9 protein-coding genes are annotated in these 17,057 nt (G+C 34.0%); 1 reads left to right on the forward strand and 8 read right to left on the reverse strand.

What is annotated here, in order from left to right:
- Window positions 1–74: 74 nt before the first annotated feature.
- The 5 genes from sov to FLACOL7796_RS12155 form a co-directional block, all read right to left on the reverse strand.
- Window positions 75–7,304, reverse strand: coding sequence for a T9SS outer membrane translocon Sov/SprA (gene sov / locus FLACOL7796_RS12135; RefSeq protein ID WP_173971039.1), 7,230 nt, complete (start codon window positions 7,302–7,304; stop codon window positions 75–77).
- Window positions 7,305–7,328: 24 nt separating this feature from the next.
- The gene (ruvA, locus tag FLACOL7796_RS12140; RefSeq protein ID WP_173971040.1) at window positions 7,329–7,910 is read right to left on the reverse strand and encodes a Holliday junction branch migration protein RuvA; all 582 of its coding nucleotides are present in this window, start codon (window positions 7,908–7,910) and stop codon (window positions 7,329–7,331) included.
- 77 nt (window positions 7,911–7,987) lie between these two features.
- On the reverse strand, window positions 7,988–10,279 hold the full coding sequence (locus FLACOL7796_RS12145; RefSeq protein WP_173971041.1) for an NADP-dependent malic enzyme: 2,292 nt from the start codon (window positions 10,277–10,279) through the stop codon (window positions 7,988–7,990).
- Window positions 10,280–10,436: 157 nt separating this feature from the next.
- Window positions 10,437–10,862: a CBS domain-containing protein gene (locus FLACOL7796_RS12150; protein WP_173971042.1), complete on the reverse strand. Its 426-nt coding sequence runs from the start codon at window positions 10,860–10,862 to the stop codon at window positions 10,437–10,439.
- A 501-nt stretch (window positions 10,863–11,363) separates the two neighbouring features.
- Window positions 11,364–11,582, reverse strand: a complete 219-nt coding sequence (locus FLACOL7796_RS12155) for a helix-turn-helix transcriptional regulator (protein ID WP_173971043.1) — start codon at window positions 11,580–11,582, stop codon at window positions 11,364–11,366.
- Between the two features lie 114 nt (window positions 11,583–11,696).
- On the opposite strand from FLACOL7796_RS12155, the gene FLACOL7796_RS12160 reads away from it, so the two are divergent.
- Window positions 11,697–11,939, forward strand: a complete 243-nt coding sequence (locus tag FLACOL7796_RS12160) for a hypothetical protein (protein ID WP_317168345.1) — start codon at window positions 11,697–11,699, stop codon at window positions 11,937–11,939.
- A gap of 267 nt (window positions 11,940–12,206) precedes the next feature.
- Here FLACOL7796_RS12160 and FLACOL7796_RS12165 read toward each other — a convergent pair whose 3' ends face one another.
- The 3 genes from FLACOL7796_RS12165 to FLACOL7796_RS12175 all read right to left on the reverse strand — a co-directional run.
- Window positions 12,207–14,225 (reverse strand): OmpA family protein, encoded by a 2,019-nt coding sequence (locus FLACOL7796_RS12165; RefSeq protein WP_173971044.1) that lies wholly within the window; start codon window positions 14,223–14,225, stop codon window positions 12,207–12,209.
- A 12-nt stretch (window positions 14,226–14,237) separates the two neighbouring features.
- A complete protein-coding gene (locus tag FLACOL7796_RS12170; RefSeq protein WP_173971045.1) occupies window positions 14,238–15,149 on the reverse strand; it encodes a PorP/SprF family type IX secretion system membrane protein in 912 nt (303 codons plus the stop codon).
- Between the two features lie 53 nt (window positions 15,150–15,202).
- A partial coding sequence (locus FLACOL7796_RS12175) for a T9SS type B sorting domain-containing protein (RefSeq protein ID WP_173971046.1) occupies window positions 15,203–17,057 on the reverse strand: 1,855 nt, incomplete at its 5' end.

Below are 17,057 nucleotides of genomic sequence, written 5' to 3' on the forward strand. Positions count from 1 at the left end.
AAAATTGATAATTTAATAATTAAGCCACAAATGTAATAATCTTCTAATGAAATCCTGTTTAGAAACTAAAAAAATTAATTTCCGAAATTATATCGAAGTGTAAACCCTGATCTAATGTTCGTTAGAGGAAATGATGTCGAAATTACAGCTTTCGAGAACGAATGATCGTAATAGAATATAGCGGTAAGGTTTTTACTAAACGAATAATCTGCAGTAAGTTTTAACGCCCATATATTCTGTCCTGCCGCTAATTGATTGTTATCGTAATCTAAATAACGTACCAGTGTTTCATTTTTTCTAAGAGAAAAATCAGCTTTGATATTGATATCACTTTTAATAATTCCGGTTGGACTATCGGCCAGTCTTGATGAGAAAATAACATCTTTAAAACGATATCCCATACCAATTATATACTCCATTCCTTTTACCTCTGTCAACAAATTATTATCAAAACTCATTGATAATGCTCTGTCTTTTTTAATTTCAGTAAGTATTCTTAAAGAACTTTTCAACTCAAAATCTACCCGGATAAGCGGACTAAACTGCTCTACCAAATTGACATTGGACATGATGGTTTTATTAAAGAAATTGGTATTCACATCTTGCCCGCCGGGTTTTTCGGTAAAATCAAAATTAGACCTGAACTGATTGATCGTATACGATGCACGGTAATTGTGCTGTAATGAAAAACGCTTGAACTTATCTTTAAAATATTTATAACGCATTAAACCATTATACTTTATACTCCAGTTTGGAATAGGGAAATTTTTAAATATACTGGTTGAACTATTTGAAGCATCAGCACCTGTATAAGCAGCCAAAAATGCCGGTAATAAAACGGCCTGATTGCTTTTTGTATATCCTATTGGATACCCAAGGTTGGCCATATATACCTTATAATTCGCATCTGTTTCTGCCGGAACAGGATTGTTTACATCTCCATATCTTGGAATTGCTGCCCCGGAACCATAACGATCTTCTGCCAAACGGTTCGCTATAACTAAACGGTTATCTCTAAAATCATCAAATGCTGAAGATTCACTTGCACTACTTGGCGAAAATGCTGTTTTAATTAATACAGTCGAAATCGAGAACATACCATAAGTATAAGGTGATAATGGCGTGTAATTACCATCAATAACACTATACTGTTCAGAGGTGTTTTCAGAATAAGCACGATCCATAGCCAAATCTATTTTAAGATCCGGCAGTAAATCAATATTCGCTGTAACTTTTAATATCTTATTGGTTACCTGCGTAAAACTTTGGTTGAAATCCTGATAATCGGTTAGCCATCCTCTTTTTGCAGCTTCATAACGTACATCATCCTGGCTTCCGAAAATAAATCCTAAAGTTGGTCTTGAAGTTCCAAAGAAACCTACACCTGGCGTATAACCCGGTAAAACCGTTCCGCTATTTTTAGTATAGTTAATCTGAACATTTTTAATACTTGTCAAAATACCAATCATACCATCATAAAACGGACTGCTGCTAGTTACAGGTTTTGCTGTATTTACAATTTTCTCTCCCGGTTTTGGCGCCGCCGTTGGCTTAGGTTTTGCAGCTGATTTTGATCCCGGCGTTAAACCTAAATATTTGTACAGCGTATTCATGCTTAATGTTGTAGTAAGCGTATTTGAATTTGCATTTTGAATTGTATTTCCTAAGTTATAAGTAGAGAATGATCCGTCAGGATTTTGCTCCTCATATTCAGAAAACGCCGTCGAAGAACGTTGCCAGTTATAATCGGCAGTATAAGAATAAGATGCTTTTACAAAACCAAAAACCGGAATTTTATTAATCGGAATTTCATAATTCAACACTAATTGTTGTAAGTGCTGATTTGGCGTTCCTATATCAAGATAATCATCCCAAATATTAAAATCTTCTTTTGGAGTATTATCATCATTTAAAAAGTTTCTAACGATATTATTTGACGCTGCTGTATAATTTACTTTTAATGATTTAGTTAAATTATAACCAAAACCATATTGATAATTAAATGCAAAGTTTCTTCTGTACAACGGATCAAGTCCAATTCCCTGCACTTCGACTTCTCTATATTGCTGACGGTTACTTTGTCTTAAAATATTCGTGTTAAAAGTAATATTAGAAGGCAGGTAATTAAAATTAAAATCACTTAGCAATTTCCAATATTCACTTTTTTTCATGAATTTAGTTTGCTTGAACGGCACGACTTCTTTAGGCTGAAAAGTATAGGCATAATTTACAGCAGTGTTCGATTGTTCATCAAGATAACTTTCTACTTCATAATCATGACGTTCTACCTGATTGTATGATTGCGAGAATGTAAAATTCTCAACATCATAAACGTGTGGTTTTTGTTCCGGCGCTCTGTCTTTTCTTACTCCAATAAAGTTAATACTTCTTCGTTTTGTGTAATCAATAGCACGGGTTCTGATATTTTCTCTTTGTGCAGCATCAGTAGTTTCTCTTAGCAACTGATCCAGCTTTATATCCTGATTAAACGGATCGTATTCTGGCGTGATTACTTCTTCTCCGATAGCATAATTAAAAGGCAAGTTTATTCCCCATTTTGGAGGCAATAATTTACCCAGGTTAATATTAGTAACAATATTATACTGCTGGATATCTTCACGATCTCTTTCGTTTGCACCTTGTTCCAAAGATCCAAAACCAATTGTACTCTTTTTACCTGTAGCAGAAACTGTTGCAAAGTCGGCCATATTGGTATCAATATTCAATATTGCCGCCATACCGCCTTTATTTTCTAAATCAGCCAAACGAAGTTCATTAAACCAAACTTCTCCTTTTAGACCTTTATGATCTGTTCTACTTTTTACACCCACCATTAAATTTCGGACTAAACCAAAATTAGGGTTTCCTTTTATACCTAATATCAGTTTACCATCTCCATCTCCGCCCGCAACATCCGGGTCATTATCCGGATAATAAACACCATTAATATCTCTCTTTGATGAATTGATATCAATAGACATGGCTTTAATTTTCATTCTGGTTAATAGCTCAAGAGCTAAATCAATATTATTATCTTCTAACCAAACCGCACTCGGATCCGGATTTACCAAACAGCCTCCTCCGGTTTTCGTAACTTTCAAAGGAATCTCGACCTGATAATAGTTTTGCGTAAAATCATTTCCAAAACGAATAAAACCAATCATTTCGTCATCTTCCAAAGTGTTTTCGTCCGGTAAAGATTCAGCATGTAAAAACATTTTTAATTTTTTATACTGACGCATGTCAACACTTACATTTTTAAAAACTGCTCTTGAATCCTGATACTGTAAACCTGATCCACCAACGCGCAATGCTAATGCTTGTTCGTTTTGATTGATAATCGTATTATTGTTATATAATTGCTCTCTTTGAACTCCTGGAGGAACAACATAATTTACAGGACATTTTGTACTGTTTTCCTGAATATTAACTGCAGAAACATTAAACTCCGTACCATCATTAGTTGGGTCAGGATCATTCGCATCCAAAGATCCTGTATATCTTCTCCACTCTCCTCTTACTAAATCCAAGGCTCCAAAACGAACTGTCATCTGACTGCTAAAACCAGTCATAAACATACGCATGAATCGAATAGATCTGAAATCTGAAATATTTCCGATTGTTTTTTGAGGCTGAGCAACCGGAATTTTAAACTGAATCCATCTTGCTGATGTTGTTGATCCGTTTGGCAAATCAACCGGTCCAATATCTCCTGGCTCACGAACGTCGGTAACATAATTTGAACCTACTTGCATTCCCGGTTTGATCTCAATACTATACTCGTAATACGCATTGATCGTACTCATGGTATTGTCACGATTAATATCCTCAACATCGGGTAAAGTTGTCGATCCTCTATTTGGATCATCTATACTTACTGCCGAGTTACCTTCGGTTCCGTTATAATTTTTATAACGTTCCAAAACTCCTCCCTGAGTATTTAAATAATAAGTATAATCATCAGCGGCCGGATCGGCTTCTCCTGCATAATTAGTATAAACCTCGCCCTCTCTTGAACTTGGCAAACCATCTAAACCAATATCCTGATTTCTACGATTTTCAGCATTGGTATCAAACGCATAAATTAACGATTGTGATGCGGGAACATCTCCCCAAAGTGGTCTCGGATTTACCATTATCTGGCCTGGTCCTAAACCATTTTCATATTGTTTTCTTCCGTCTTTTAATACGTCTTCAGAAATTTCACCTAAGTTAAAATAGATTTTACCTGAATTACCCGCTGGTGCTTCTGAATTTCCTACATAAGGATCTAGAACCCAAAACTGAATATACTCAACATTTCCCTGCTCAAAATTGGTCGAATTCAGCGCACGCATAATACCTCCAAAATTTCCACTTGCAGGACTTGTCGCAAAAGACGGATTATTATTATAAGGTCCTCTGTCTGATGGATAATAAGTTAAATCAAGCGTATTGATAACCTGAATTTGTCCCTGAGCAATATCTGTATTTGGGTACAATTCTTTGCTATAGATTCGTCTTGTTGTATTTAATGATAAATCGTCATTTGAAATTCCGGATGGTTTTGAGGAATAAAAAATAGGATCAATGGTATACCATGATAATTTTGCTCTTTTATAACCATATCTTAAGTCATCAAAATTAGCATTGAAGGTTGGATCTCCTGCTGCAGTAATAAATGGCGTAGAAGCCAAACTCCAGGCATAAGCAGAACGCATATCGATTGTAGATTGCGAACCTTCGAAATCATCTACATATATTGTTGCTTCGCCTTCAAAATCACTTGCTTTTGGTGCATCAGGTCTTAAAAAAGCGACCTCTCCTCGTATCGAAAGATTCGAAGGAACATCGGTATCAATATTTGGTAATTTATTTACTAAGCGGGTTAAAAAAGGAACTTCTGTTGAATAATTTCCATTAAATCCAAATATAGTATTGTTTACAGATTCCTGACCATAACTCGATTTTTGAGTAAATGGTTTTTCTGTCATTTTTAAAAAGGTTCCTCCAATAACAAAATTATCAGAAATTTTATGCTCAACATTAAAGCCCATAAATCTTCGGGTTTGTTGTCCGAAAATTGAATTGTTCTCTAATGAAACTTCAATTGGTGTATTTGAAGCCTGAAGCGATGGGTCTAATATCTGAACACGACCTAATTGATAATCGACACTGTAATCGATACCTTCTACTAATCTTCTTCCGGCTGCCATTACTACAACAGAACCCTGAGGAACGTTAAAGGCTCCAATTGGGATACCATTACTTCCTGATGATTTGTACTTTCCTCTTAAAAGAAATTTATTTTTATCACTGTCCTGCAAAGCTCCGGACTGTGTATTTTTATACATGCTTCTAAATACATATTTCTGCTGATTGACGTTGTATGTGTCAGTATTATTATAATTTTCAGCAGATCCTGTATTTTGTAATTTTTTAAAGATAAGCTCTCCAAATGGCTCTTTGGTGGTAAAAATAATTCGCCCGTTTTGCACGTCTACGGTTACACCTGGTATATAATCAAAGAAACCGTCTCCTCCTGTTTGCGGATCATTATTATAGTTTAATCGATCTAAGTTAAACACATTTAATAATGGCGTTTGATCGACTTTATTATCCGGTGTCGGGTTACTTGGGAAAGTACTTCCCTGAACTGGTGTTATATAATTTATTGGTGAAGGATCTGTGTAAAGAATGTTTAATCTAAAATCATCTTGCTTGATTTGGTAAGCCTGAGGAATTTGATAAACGTTCTTCATCATCAAATTCCAAACCGGATTTTGAACGTTTGTCAAATTACTTTTCAGCATTTTTAAAACCAAACTTTGGGTAATAATCGCCTGATTTGCATTGTTGTTTCCTGTTACTACAGTTCCGTCAACTCCATCACTACCAAATTCTCCAACCTGATACACTTTACCTCCTATTGTATATTCAAACGCTACGGCAAGAATCTCATCATTTGCAAGACGTTGTTGCAACGAGATGTATCCTAATTGTGCATTAAAGGTAAATTCGTTTGCTGTTAATTTTCTGGCGTTTTCAAGTACAGAATAATCTGTGGCTTCGCTTGTATTAGGATTGTTAAATCCGGATTTAGCGGTTACAATTTCTCTAATATTAGAATTTAAAAATGCTCCTGGCTGCCCAATTGTACCCGGATCATATTTATTGTTTTTATTGTCTGTTGGTGAATCTATAGGGTTGTTAAAAAAGCCCGTTGTAGGAGTCACTACCACAATCTCGTTATCAGGAATACCTGTCATTTGCCCCTCACCTAAATCCTGAAGTGCTATAATATTTCTTAAGTTGTTATTGTTGGTGCTAACTCTGTTTTGTTTATTGGTCACCCAGACTTCTATTCTTGTAATCTGAACACGGCTATCAATAAATGGATATTTAACTAATGAGGCGTCGTATTTGTTTCTAAAATATTGCGATAAGAAAAAGTGTCTGTCATTATCGTAATCTAAAGCATATAAATCAAAGTTTTGTACTGTTCCGCCACCTTCTGCAACTATACTCTTTGTTTGTGACTTCTGTTCTGAGAAAACTCCCGTTATGGTGGTCTTACCAAATTGCAACTGAGTCTTGACTCCAAACAAACTTTGGGCACCTCGAATCAGCGTACTATTTAATGGCATACTAACGTTACCTACCTCTACTTTCTGAATAATATCATCTTCATCAGGAGTATACGCCAGCTTAAAAAGGTTTTGAAAAGCAAATGTAGACTGAGTATCATAATTGGCATTTACCTCTAATCTGGTTCCTACTTTCCCCATTAAACTCATGCTTATCCTCTGATCAAAATCAAAAGTAAGACTTGATCTGTTTCTTGGAGAAAAAGAAGGGTTATCTTGTTTAGTATATCGAATCCCTAAGTCCATCTCTACTGATCCCGTAGGCTTTACATCGATTGTATTGCTACCAAAGACGCTTTCAAAAAGACTGGAATTAATATAATATCGGGGTAATAAATCTTTTTTGGCAGCTTCGCTTCCGGCTTTTTTGCCATCAATTGCGTCTGCTTTTTTTCTGAAGTAATCTCTCCTGGATTCTTTAAGAACTAAGTCTTCGTATTCTTTAGGAGTTAATATAATAGGGTAATTAATGGAAAAGCCATCAACTGAGTTGGTATAAATATAACGATCTGTAATGGGATCATATTTATAGGCAGAAATTACGCTTGGTGGATCTTGCAGTTCTAGTTTCCCAACAGAGAATTGGGTTTTCGTTGTATCTTTAACCGTTGGATTTACTTGCGCACGCAAAACATTACCGCAAGACAAAAACAGTAAAAAAATACAAATTTTACGCATACAATTCGTTTATATAAATTGAGTTTAAAGGCTTTTTAATGCTTTCTTAATGATTGTTTCTACAGTAGCTTCCGGATCTTCTTTTACAATTTTCTCCACTACTTTTTCAGAAGTTTTTCTAATAAAACCTAAAACTTCCAAAGCAGATAACGCTTCATCTCGATTTGTATTGTTTTGAACTACCGAAACTTCATCTAAATCGTACAACTTTAACACTTTTTCCTTCAAATCAAGGATAACTCTCTGTGCTGTTTTGTTGCCAATTCCTTTTATTGACTGTATTGTACCAACATCTCCAGAGGCGATTGCGTTGATAATTTGCCTTGGCTCAATTGAAGATAACATTGTTCTTGCAATATTGGCTCCAATTCCTGAAACAGACAATAACATCCTGAATATTTCTCTTTCTGATTTCTCTGCAAAACCAAATAAAGTATGCGCATCTTCTTTGATTTGAAGATGCGTATACAGTTTTATATTTTCTACATTAGGAATTAATGAAAAGGTATGTAAGGATATATTTACCTGATACCCAACACCTCCGCAATCAATCACGACCTCGGTAGGATTTTTCTCTACTAATTTCCCCTGTAAATGTGCTATCATAGTATAATTTCTTAGGGTCAAATATAATAAAAATGCAATAAAAATACGACAATATTATTCGATCCTTATTATTTATACTATTTCGCTAATTTATTTTTTTTATTTTCTTTTTCCTGAGCGTCAATGACCGCAATTGCTGCCATGTTCACCATTTCTTCGACACTAGCTCCTAATTGAAAAATGTGAACCGGTTTGCCCATTCCCATCATAATTGGCCCAATTGAGTTTACTTTGTACAACTCTTTTAGCAATTTATAGGTAATATTTGCCGATTCTAAGTTAGGGAAAATCAAGGTATTTACTTTTTTACCTGCTAGTTTAGAGAAAGGAAATTTCTCTGAAAGCATTTCCTGATTTAAAGCAAAATCTGCCTGGATTTCTCCATCAACAATTAAATCCGGATGATTTTTATGTAAATATGCTACTGCTTCTCTAACTTTTGACGCGCTCTGACTTGTAGATGAACCAAAGTTTGAGAATGAAACCATTGCAATAACTGGCTCAACTCCAAACATTTTAGCTGTTTTTGCTGTCATGATTGCAATATTAATTAAATCCTCAGCTGACGGATCTATATTAATTGCTGTATCTGATAAAAACATTGGTCCGCGAGATGTCAACATCATATTGGCAGTTGCTACTAACGAAGCTCCGGGTGCTTTATCAATTAACTGTAACATTGGTTTTACAACACTTGGATAACTTCTTGTATGACCTGTTACCAAAGCGTCTGCTTCACCTGCATTTACCATCATTGCTGCAAAATAGTTTCTTTCGCGCATGAATTTCTGAGCATCAAGTAATGAAACTCCTCTTCTTTCTCTTGTTTCCCAGTATGAAGTTGCAAATCTGTTTCTTCTACCTTCTTCTTCATTTGTTTTAGGATCAATGATTTCTAGTTCAGCATCAAAACCTAATTCAGCTTTAAGCTCTAAAATCACTTCCTTGTTTCCTAATAAAATTGGGAAACCAATTCCGTCTTCATGAACAATCTGTGCTGCTTTTAATACGTTTAATTGATCTGCTTCAGCAAACACAATACGTTTAGGATCCATTTTGGCACGGTTTGTCATCAAACGCACCATTTTATTATCGTTCCCCATACGTTCGCGAAGATGATCTTCGTAAGCTGCCCAATCTGTAATAGGATTTTTTGCTACTCCAGATTCCATCGCTGCTTTTGCAACTGCAGGCGCCACGATTGTAATCAATCTAGGATCAAATGGTTTAGGAATAATATAATCGTTACCAAATCCTAGTTTTGTTGCACCATAAGCTACGTTTACCTGCTCAGGAACTGGTTCTTTTGCTAATATAGCTAATGCTTTTACCGCAGCCATTTTCATAGCTTCGTTAATTTTCGTAGCTCTAACATCTAATGCTCCTCTAAAAATATATGGAAAACCTAAAACGTTATTTACCTGATTAGGAAAGTCTGAACGTCCTGTAGCCATAATAACATCTTTACGAGTTTCTGTAGCTAAATTATAATCGATTTCAGGATTTGGATTTGCCATTGCAAAAACAATTGGATTGTCTTTCATAGACAACAACATTTCTGGTGTCAAAATATCCCCTGAAGATAATCCGATGAAAACATCTGCTCCTTTAACGGCGTCAGCTAATTCAATTTTAGCTCCGTCAACAGCATATTTTAATTGTAACTCTGATAATGAAGGATTGTCTTTTGTTAAAAGTCCTTTACTATTAAACATTAAAATGTTCTTAACCTGTACGCCTAACAAAACATATAAATCAGTACAAGCTATCGCAGCAGATCCTGCTCCGGAAACTACTACTTTTACATCTTCGGCTTTTTTACCTGCTAATTCAAGTGCATTGATCAATGCTGCCGAAGAGATAATTGCTGTACCATGCTGATCATCGTGCATTACAGGAATATCTAATTCTTCTACCAATCTTCTTTCGATTTCGAAAGATTCCGGTGCTTTAATATCTTCAAGATTAATTCCTCCAAAAGTTGGAGCAATATTTTTTACTGTCTGAATAAATTCTTCGATATCTTTTGTTCCGATTTCAATATCAAAAACATCAATATCAGAGAATATTTTAAACAACAATCCTTTTCCTTCCATTACTGGTTTAGAAGCTTCCGGGCCAATATCCCCAAGTCCTAAAACAGCTGTACCGTTTGAGATCACGGCAACTAAATTTCCTTTTGCTGTATATTTGTAAACATCGTCTACGTTTGCTGCAATTTCTAAACATGGCTCTGCAACTCCTGGCGAATAAGCCAAAGACAAGTCTCTTTGGGTTGCGTATTTTTTTGTTGGAACTACCTGAATTTTTCCTGGAGTTGGTTCTGAGTGATACAGTAACGCTTCTCTTCTTTTACTCTCTTTGTTCATTTATTTTAGCTTTTATTCTAGCTTACAAAGATATAAGTCTTGGTTTAAAATGGCGTATTTTTAAAGTATTCTTTTGTGAAAATAACATTTACAGCCACCAAAAAAATAGTCCACTATTGTTTGGACTATTTGATAAAGCTTGTTTTTTGAATTTCTGCTACTGAGAAATATAAGAGTTTAAGTGATTTATGGTGTCTTTTTGAATTTCAATAATCGCTTTCACAACATCACTAATAGAAACAATTCCTACTACAGTTCCATCTTCCAAAACTGGTAAATGTCTGATTCTTTTAGTACTCATTAATTCCATACAATTTTCTAAATTATCTGAAAGTTTAACCGAAAAAACATTGCTCTCCATAATTTCATGAACATAAGTTTCTTTAGACGACTTGTCTTTTAAAACAATTTTTCGAGCATAATCCCTTTCAGACAATATTCCTTTTAAATCGTTATTATCGATAACAAGGATAGCACCTATGTTTTTCTCTCCCATTACTTTTAAGGCTTCATAAACCGTAGTTGTTGAAAGAACTGAATAAACATTTTTTCCTTTTGCGTTTAGTATTTGATTTACAGTCATATCTGAAAAATTTTAGATCTATAAAGTTAGAAAAAAATGAACACACACAACAACGAAATCGATTTTTTAAAACTTAACCAATTCATTTTAAACATAATAAGTTAAATTTCATATTAAAGAAATTTTCCCTTAAAAAAGCGAACGAATTTTAATACTTTTTTGCATAAAACGCAGATTTATTGGAGATTATAGATTTATTCTAAATAAAAAAGAAGTTTTACTTGATTACAATTGCCCCTAAAGGACAATACCGATGATTTACCCTTAATGGGGTATTTCGAAACTCCGCCAGGAATTATGGATTGGTTGAAAAAAAATATAACGCCCAAATATCTGAATGAATAATTTTAATCAGGAGCTAATCCCGCACCCGAGCCTGAAAGTGCGAACTGGCGAAGCAATGTGTTTCAATCTTTTGTAACTCAATGGCTATAAACCCGACAGGTTTTAAAAACCTGTCGGGTTTAATAAAAATTTATAAATTTTTCGGAAATATTTTAGTTATTCAAAATCTAAAAGTTCACTTATTGATATGTCCAAACCTTTAGATAATGCAAGTAAATAAAGATAAGTAGGATTAAATTCGCCAGCTTCAACTTTATGAATAGATTGCTGATCTTTAAGTATCAATAATCCTAACTTAGCTTGTGATAATCCTTTGGCTATCCTTAGCTCTTTAATCCTAGCTCCTAAACGCTTTAAATCTTCTGGCTTATCCAATTTCTTTTAATTTCAGACAATTTGCGTTTTCTATTTATTCTTCTTAACATACTATAGTATGTTATTTAAACTTTTTCGTACATTTGATTTTTACCTAAAAACATAAAAACTATCATGAAAACCAATGAAATTAAAAATTTAGCATATCTAAAAAAATTAGCTGACAGATATCTCAGCACACTAAAACCTATTGATTCTACTTTAGAAACTAATGCAGCTCAAATTAAATTTGTAAATTATTATGAACTTGGTTGCTTCATCACTAACATGCTAAAAATGTGTATTTTGACATTAGATCAGGAAACTCATAATAACCAATCGATCAATGTGTCTCTAATTTTAGAAAAGGTGTTATAAATGTTTCCTTTAGATGAATTTGAATTTTTAAGTGAAATCAGCAATATGTTTATTACAGATTGTAGTGTTATTGCCGAATAATTATACCAACCTCGATGAGGCTTTTTTTCTTATTGAGATTTGTTTCTATAAATATTTAATCCCTATTGCTCATTATAAAGTTTCAGAGGAACAAATGATATTGTAGAACTGGACTTTAGTCCAGTTGGTTTCAAATTAAAAATCCCTTTTCTAAAAAGAAAAGGGATTTTTAAAGTTTTATTTTTTTTACATATTCGTAATAATAAATTCGCTTCGTCTGTTTTGCTGGTGTTGCTGTTCTGTACACTTAACACCATCTGCACATTTATTAACTAATTGTGTTTCTCCAAATCCTTTTGCTGATAATCTATCACCATCAATTCCTTTACTTACTAGCCAGTTTTTAGTTGATTGTGCTCGTTTTTCTGAAAGAATCATATTACTAGAATCTGATTGTCGACTATCTGTATGCGAACGAATATCGAGCGTTAATGTCGGATATTGTTTTAATACATCGACAATTTTCTGCAATTGTGGCTCTGATGTTTTTCTGATTGTAGCTTTGCCTAAATCGAAAAAGTTCATAGGAATATTAAGTGTTTTTGCCAAATCTGTCCCAACCGCAATAGGTTTCATTTTTACAGATTTAACAGATACTGTTTTAATCATTATAGTTTTAGCAGCTATTAACGGAACCACTTTCTTCTCTATTGAAATTGGTAAAATTGTTTTTCCATTTTCTTTTTTAATAGACAATGGAACTTCTTTTATTTCATAATCTGTTTTTGATGTCTTTATGAAATATTTTTTTCCACATTTTACCTTCGAAAAAACATAGTTTCCGTTTTCATCTGTAACAACTTGCTGGGCATTTTGTCTGGCTTCATCAAAGATAATTAAAGTTACATTTGAAAGAATTTGATTTGTTTCTGAATCTGTCACAGTTCCTGATAACTCTTGTTCGCAAACTAGTCTTTTGGTTTCAGTAAATCGATAAACATCATCTAAACCATAACCACTACTTCTGTTTGAAGAGAAAAATCCATTTCTTTTTTTACTAATCACAAAAGCAAAATCGTCTTGTTTACTATTTACAGGTTCACCTACGTTTTGAACTTCATCAAAAGTTTCGTCTTCCTGAATTTTTGAAACAAAAACATCAAGTCCACCTAAACCCGGACGTCCATCTGAAGCAAAATAAAGTTCATTTTCTTCTGAAATAAAAGGAAATGTCTCTCTTCCTTCTGTATTGATCGAAGGACCTAAATTTATAGGGGTTCCGTAAGCTCCATTTCCATTAATACTTACCTTATACAAATCAGATTGCCCTAATGTTCCCGGCATGTCTGAAGCAAAATATAAAGTTTTTTCATCAACACTTAATGCAGGATGTGCAGTACTATATTGATCACTATTAAAAGGAAGTTCTTTTATGTTTTTCCACTTACCATCTATTAATTCTGAGCTGTATAGTTTTAGTAATGTTACCTGTTTTTCGTTGACTCCTCTTTTTCCGTCTATAAAATTATTTCTGGTAAAATACATGGTTCTGCCATCTTTTGTAAAAATGGGAGTCGACTCATTATATTTTCCATTTTCTTTTCTCCTAAATTTTTTTGGTTCACTTACATTTCCGTCCGGCATTAATTCTACCATATATAATTTAGAGAACGATTTATTTGTCCATTTAAAATTATTTTTAGCAACTCCTCCTGTATCACGAGCCGAAGTAAAAATGAGTTTATTATCATAAACCGCACTTCCATAATCAGAATAAGAAGAATTCATTCCGGCATCGGCAATGTCAAATCTCCCCGAATTAAATTTTATATCCTCTAAATAATTTTTATTATTTCTTATTAAATCGGCTCTTCTTTCCGAAGCTGATTTTTCATTAAATATTGCTAAAATTTCATCTGCTTTATGATAATTTCCAACAGACTTAAAACATTGAGCATATTTATATAAATATTCTGAATCCTGAACTTTGTTTATTCTAAATAATTGATCATACCACTTTAAGGCGTCTCTTAATTCACCAATAAAATAATACGAATTACCTAATCTTCTTAATATCTTTTCATCTGTCACGCCATCATATATAAGCTCTTGATAAACTTTTATAGCATCGGCATAAGCATACTCTTCGTAGCTTTTATCTGCAGAGTACTTTTTATCTTCGGAAGTTACTATAGGTGTTTGCGCATTTATTTTGAAAAAAAAACATACAAATAAAATGGTCAGGCTTAAACTTTTAATTCTCATAGTAGGTATTAATTAGAAAAATCTTGGAGATGTCATTTTATTATAATTCTTTAAAAACTCAAAACGAAGGAAAACTTCATGTGATCCGGAATTGTACTTTCTTAGATTTGTGGTTTCATGATCGTACCCGTATCCTATATACAAACCATCTGATACCTGAAATCCTGCCATTGCACTTACTGATGCGCTCCAACGATATGCAAGACCAATTACAAATTTATCATTGAACATAAAGTTACCCGAAACATCTACTTGCAAAGGAGCTCCTTCTACCATTTTTGTTAATAGAGCAGGCTTGAATTTTATGTATTCTAAATGGTCTAAATTAAAGACATAACCTGCCATAAAATAGTAGTTTATTTTATCTTTAAAAATTGCGGTGTCATTATCATCAAATCTCTTGGTTTCGATAAAATTAGGCACAGACAATCCTACATATGCTTTGTCTGAATGCCAATAAACTCCTGCTCCTATATTAGGTGTAATTTTATTATTTAAGTCCTGAAATTGCGGATCGCCCTGATTTTCGGGATTTAATTTATTCATATCTAAATTAAAAAGATTCGCTGTGGCTTTTATACCAAAGGAAAGCTTATAGGTTTCAGATGTTGGAATTGTGTAAGATAAATCTGCTGATAGCGTATTTTCGTTGGTTGGACCAATTTTATCGTTTACTAACGAAACTCCCAATCCTAAATTACTATTGTTTAATGGTGTATTTACAGAAAAAGTACTTGTTTTAGGCGCGCCATCAAGACCAACCCATTGTGTACGATACAATCCAAAAACACTTAATACTCCACGAGAACCTGCATATGCGGGATTTATCGCAATGGTATTATACATATATTGTGTATACTGAGAATCTTGCTGTGCCGAACACACAACGGTGAAAAACATGAAAATTAAAATTATCTTTTTCATTTGAAAAGGCTTTAAAAAGCGACCTGACTAATAATCAAGCCGCTTATGTTTTTTTACTTATTGATATATAAATAACCTGAAAGTTCATGCGGATTTGAGCCGCTGTCTTTGTATTTCAGAATATAGAAATAGGTTCCTACTGGCAATCCTTCAGATTGTTTTACAGTAGTACGTCCTTCAGAGAAACCTTTAAAAGCACGATCTTCATTATTATAATTATTAATGTCGTACACTAAAACTCCCCAACGGTTATAAATTTCTACCGTATTATCAGGATAACATTCTAAACCTCGAATATAAAATCTACTGTTTAGGTTGTCTCCGTTTGGAGAAAACGCATTAAAGACTTTTATCTCGCAGCCGTTTAATCCTAATACTGTTGGTTTATCACCCGTTTCGTTTTCATCATCTGATAAATCATCAACAACAACTCCTTTTGCGCTTCGTGCCTGAACACTTGCCTGATTGCTTACACTTCCTTTGTTGATATCACTTTGTGTAATTTTGTAAGTCGCCGTAAAATTATGTTCATCGGATTCGTTTACATTTAAACTAATTGCTTGTCCTGAAACTAAAACTCCAGGCAATGGATCTGCAACTGTAACTCCTGTTAATGGAACGTTACCGGTATTGGTTACTTTAAATTTATAAGTAATCGTTTCTCCTGCATTAGCAAATCCGCTACCGTCTTCATCATTAAACACAGCTGTTTTGATGATCGCAATAGAAGGAACTTCTACAAAAACACTTAAGGTTGCCGTTCCGCAATTCGTTTGATTTGCTTTTTCACATACCTGGTATGTTAGTGAATAACTTCCTCCAGGTGTATTTGGTTTCACATTTACAGTTCCGTCTGAATTGAATTCAAAATATGGATTTGGTGTATTTGAAAGCACAATCTCTGCAGGATTAACTGGCAATCCTTTTACTAAATCATTATCTAAAACATTGATAAATTCAAGAGCACCATTTATTCCATCAACATTTACTACTCCATCATTATTAATAACAAGTTGTATTAATGGCGTTATTGGCGGATTGTTTACTACAGAAATTTTCGCAACTGCCTGACTACAATTAATAGTTGGGTTTAAGGCTTCACATATTTGATACGTCAATTCATAATTACCAGTTGGTGTTCCTGGTTTTATTTCGATTGTACCATTTGCCAGCAAAATCAAATTAGGATTCGAAACAATAGTAGTTAAAACAACATCAGCAGGATTAAGTTTTGATCCGTTTAAGATATCATTATCAAATATACTTGTTGTTGAATTTTGTCCTTTACTAGTATCTACAGTTCCCGCATTATCATTATTTGCGTGTAAAACTCCTCCTGTTACAGGAACATAACTTTTTACTGTAACACAATTCGTTGTTGGGTTTAGATATTCGCAAATACTATATTCAATCTCATAATTCCCTATTGGAGTTCCTGGTTTTACCGTTACTGTTCCGTCAGGATTTAAAGTTAATCCCGTTGGTACATTTACAGACGTCAGGATTACTCCTCCATTACTATTTTTGATAACAGCCGGATCTCCGTTTAATGTAACATTTTTAATTAATGATGTTGTCGTTCCTCCGATGCTTCCGTTAATAGGAAGTGTCGTTTCGCCTGATGCTATGATTGATGATTTTCCTACTACAACTGTTGCTTCTGCCGTATCGCAGTTTACAGGGTTAGCTCCTTTTTCACAGATTTGGTACGTGATTGTATACGTGCCTGATACTGTGTTTGGATCTAAAGTCAATACTCCGCTCGCATCAATGGATAATGGTCCTGTTGTAATGGCCGTAACTGTTGTATTTAAAGCCGTTACGTCTACTCCGTTTAGTTTATCATTTGCTGTTACGTTACCCACTGTAGTGGCAACTGTTGTTCCAGGTGTAGCGGTATAGCTGTCG

The organism is Flavobacterium bizetiae (assembly GCF_902804475.1).
GTDB lineage: Bacteria > Bacteroidota > Bacteroidia > Flavobacteriales > Flavobacteriaceae > Flavobacterium > Flavobacterium bizetiae.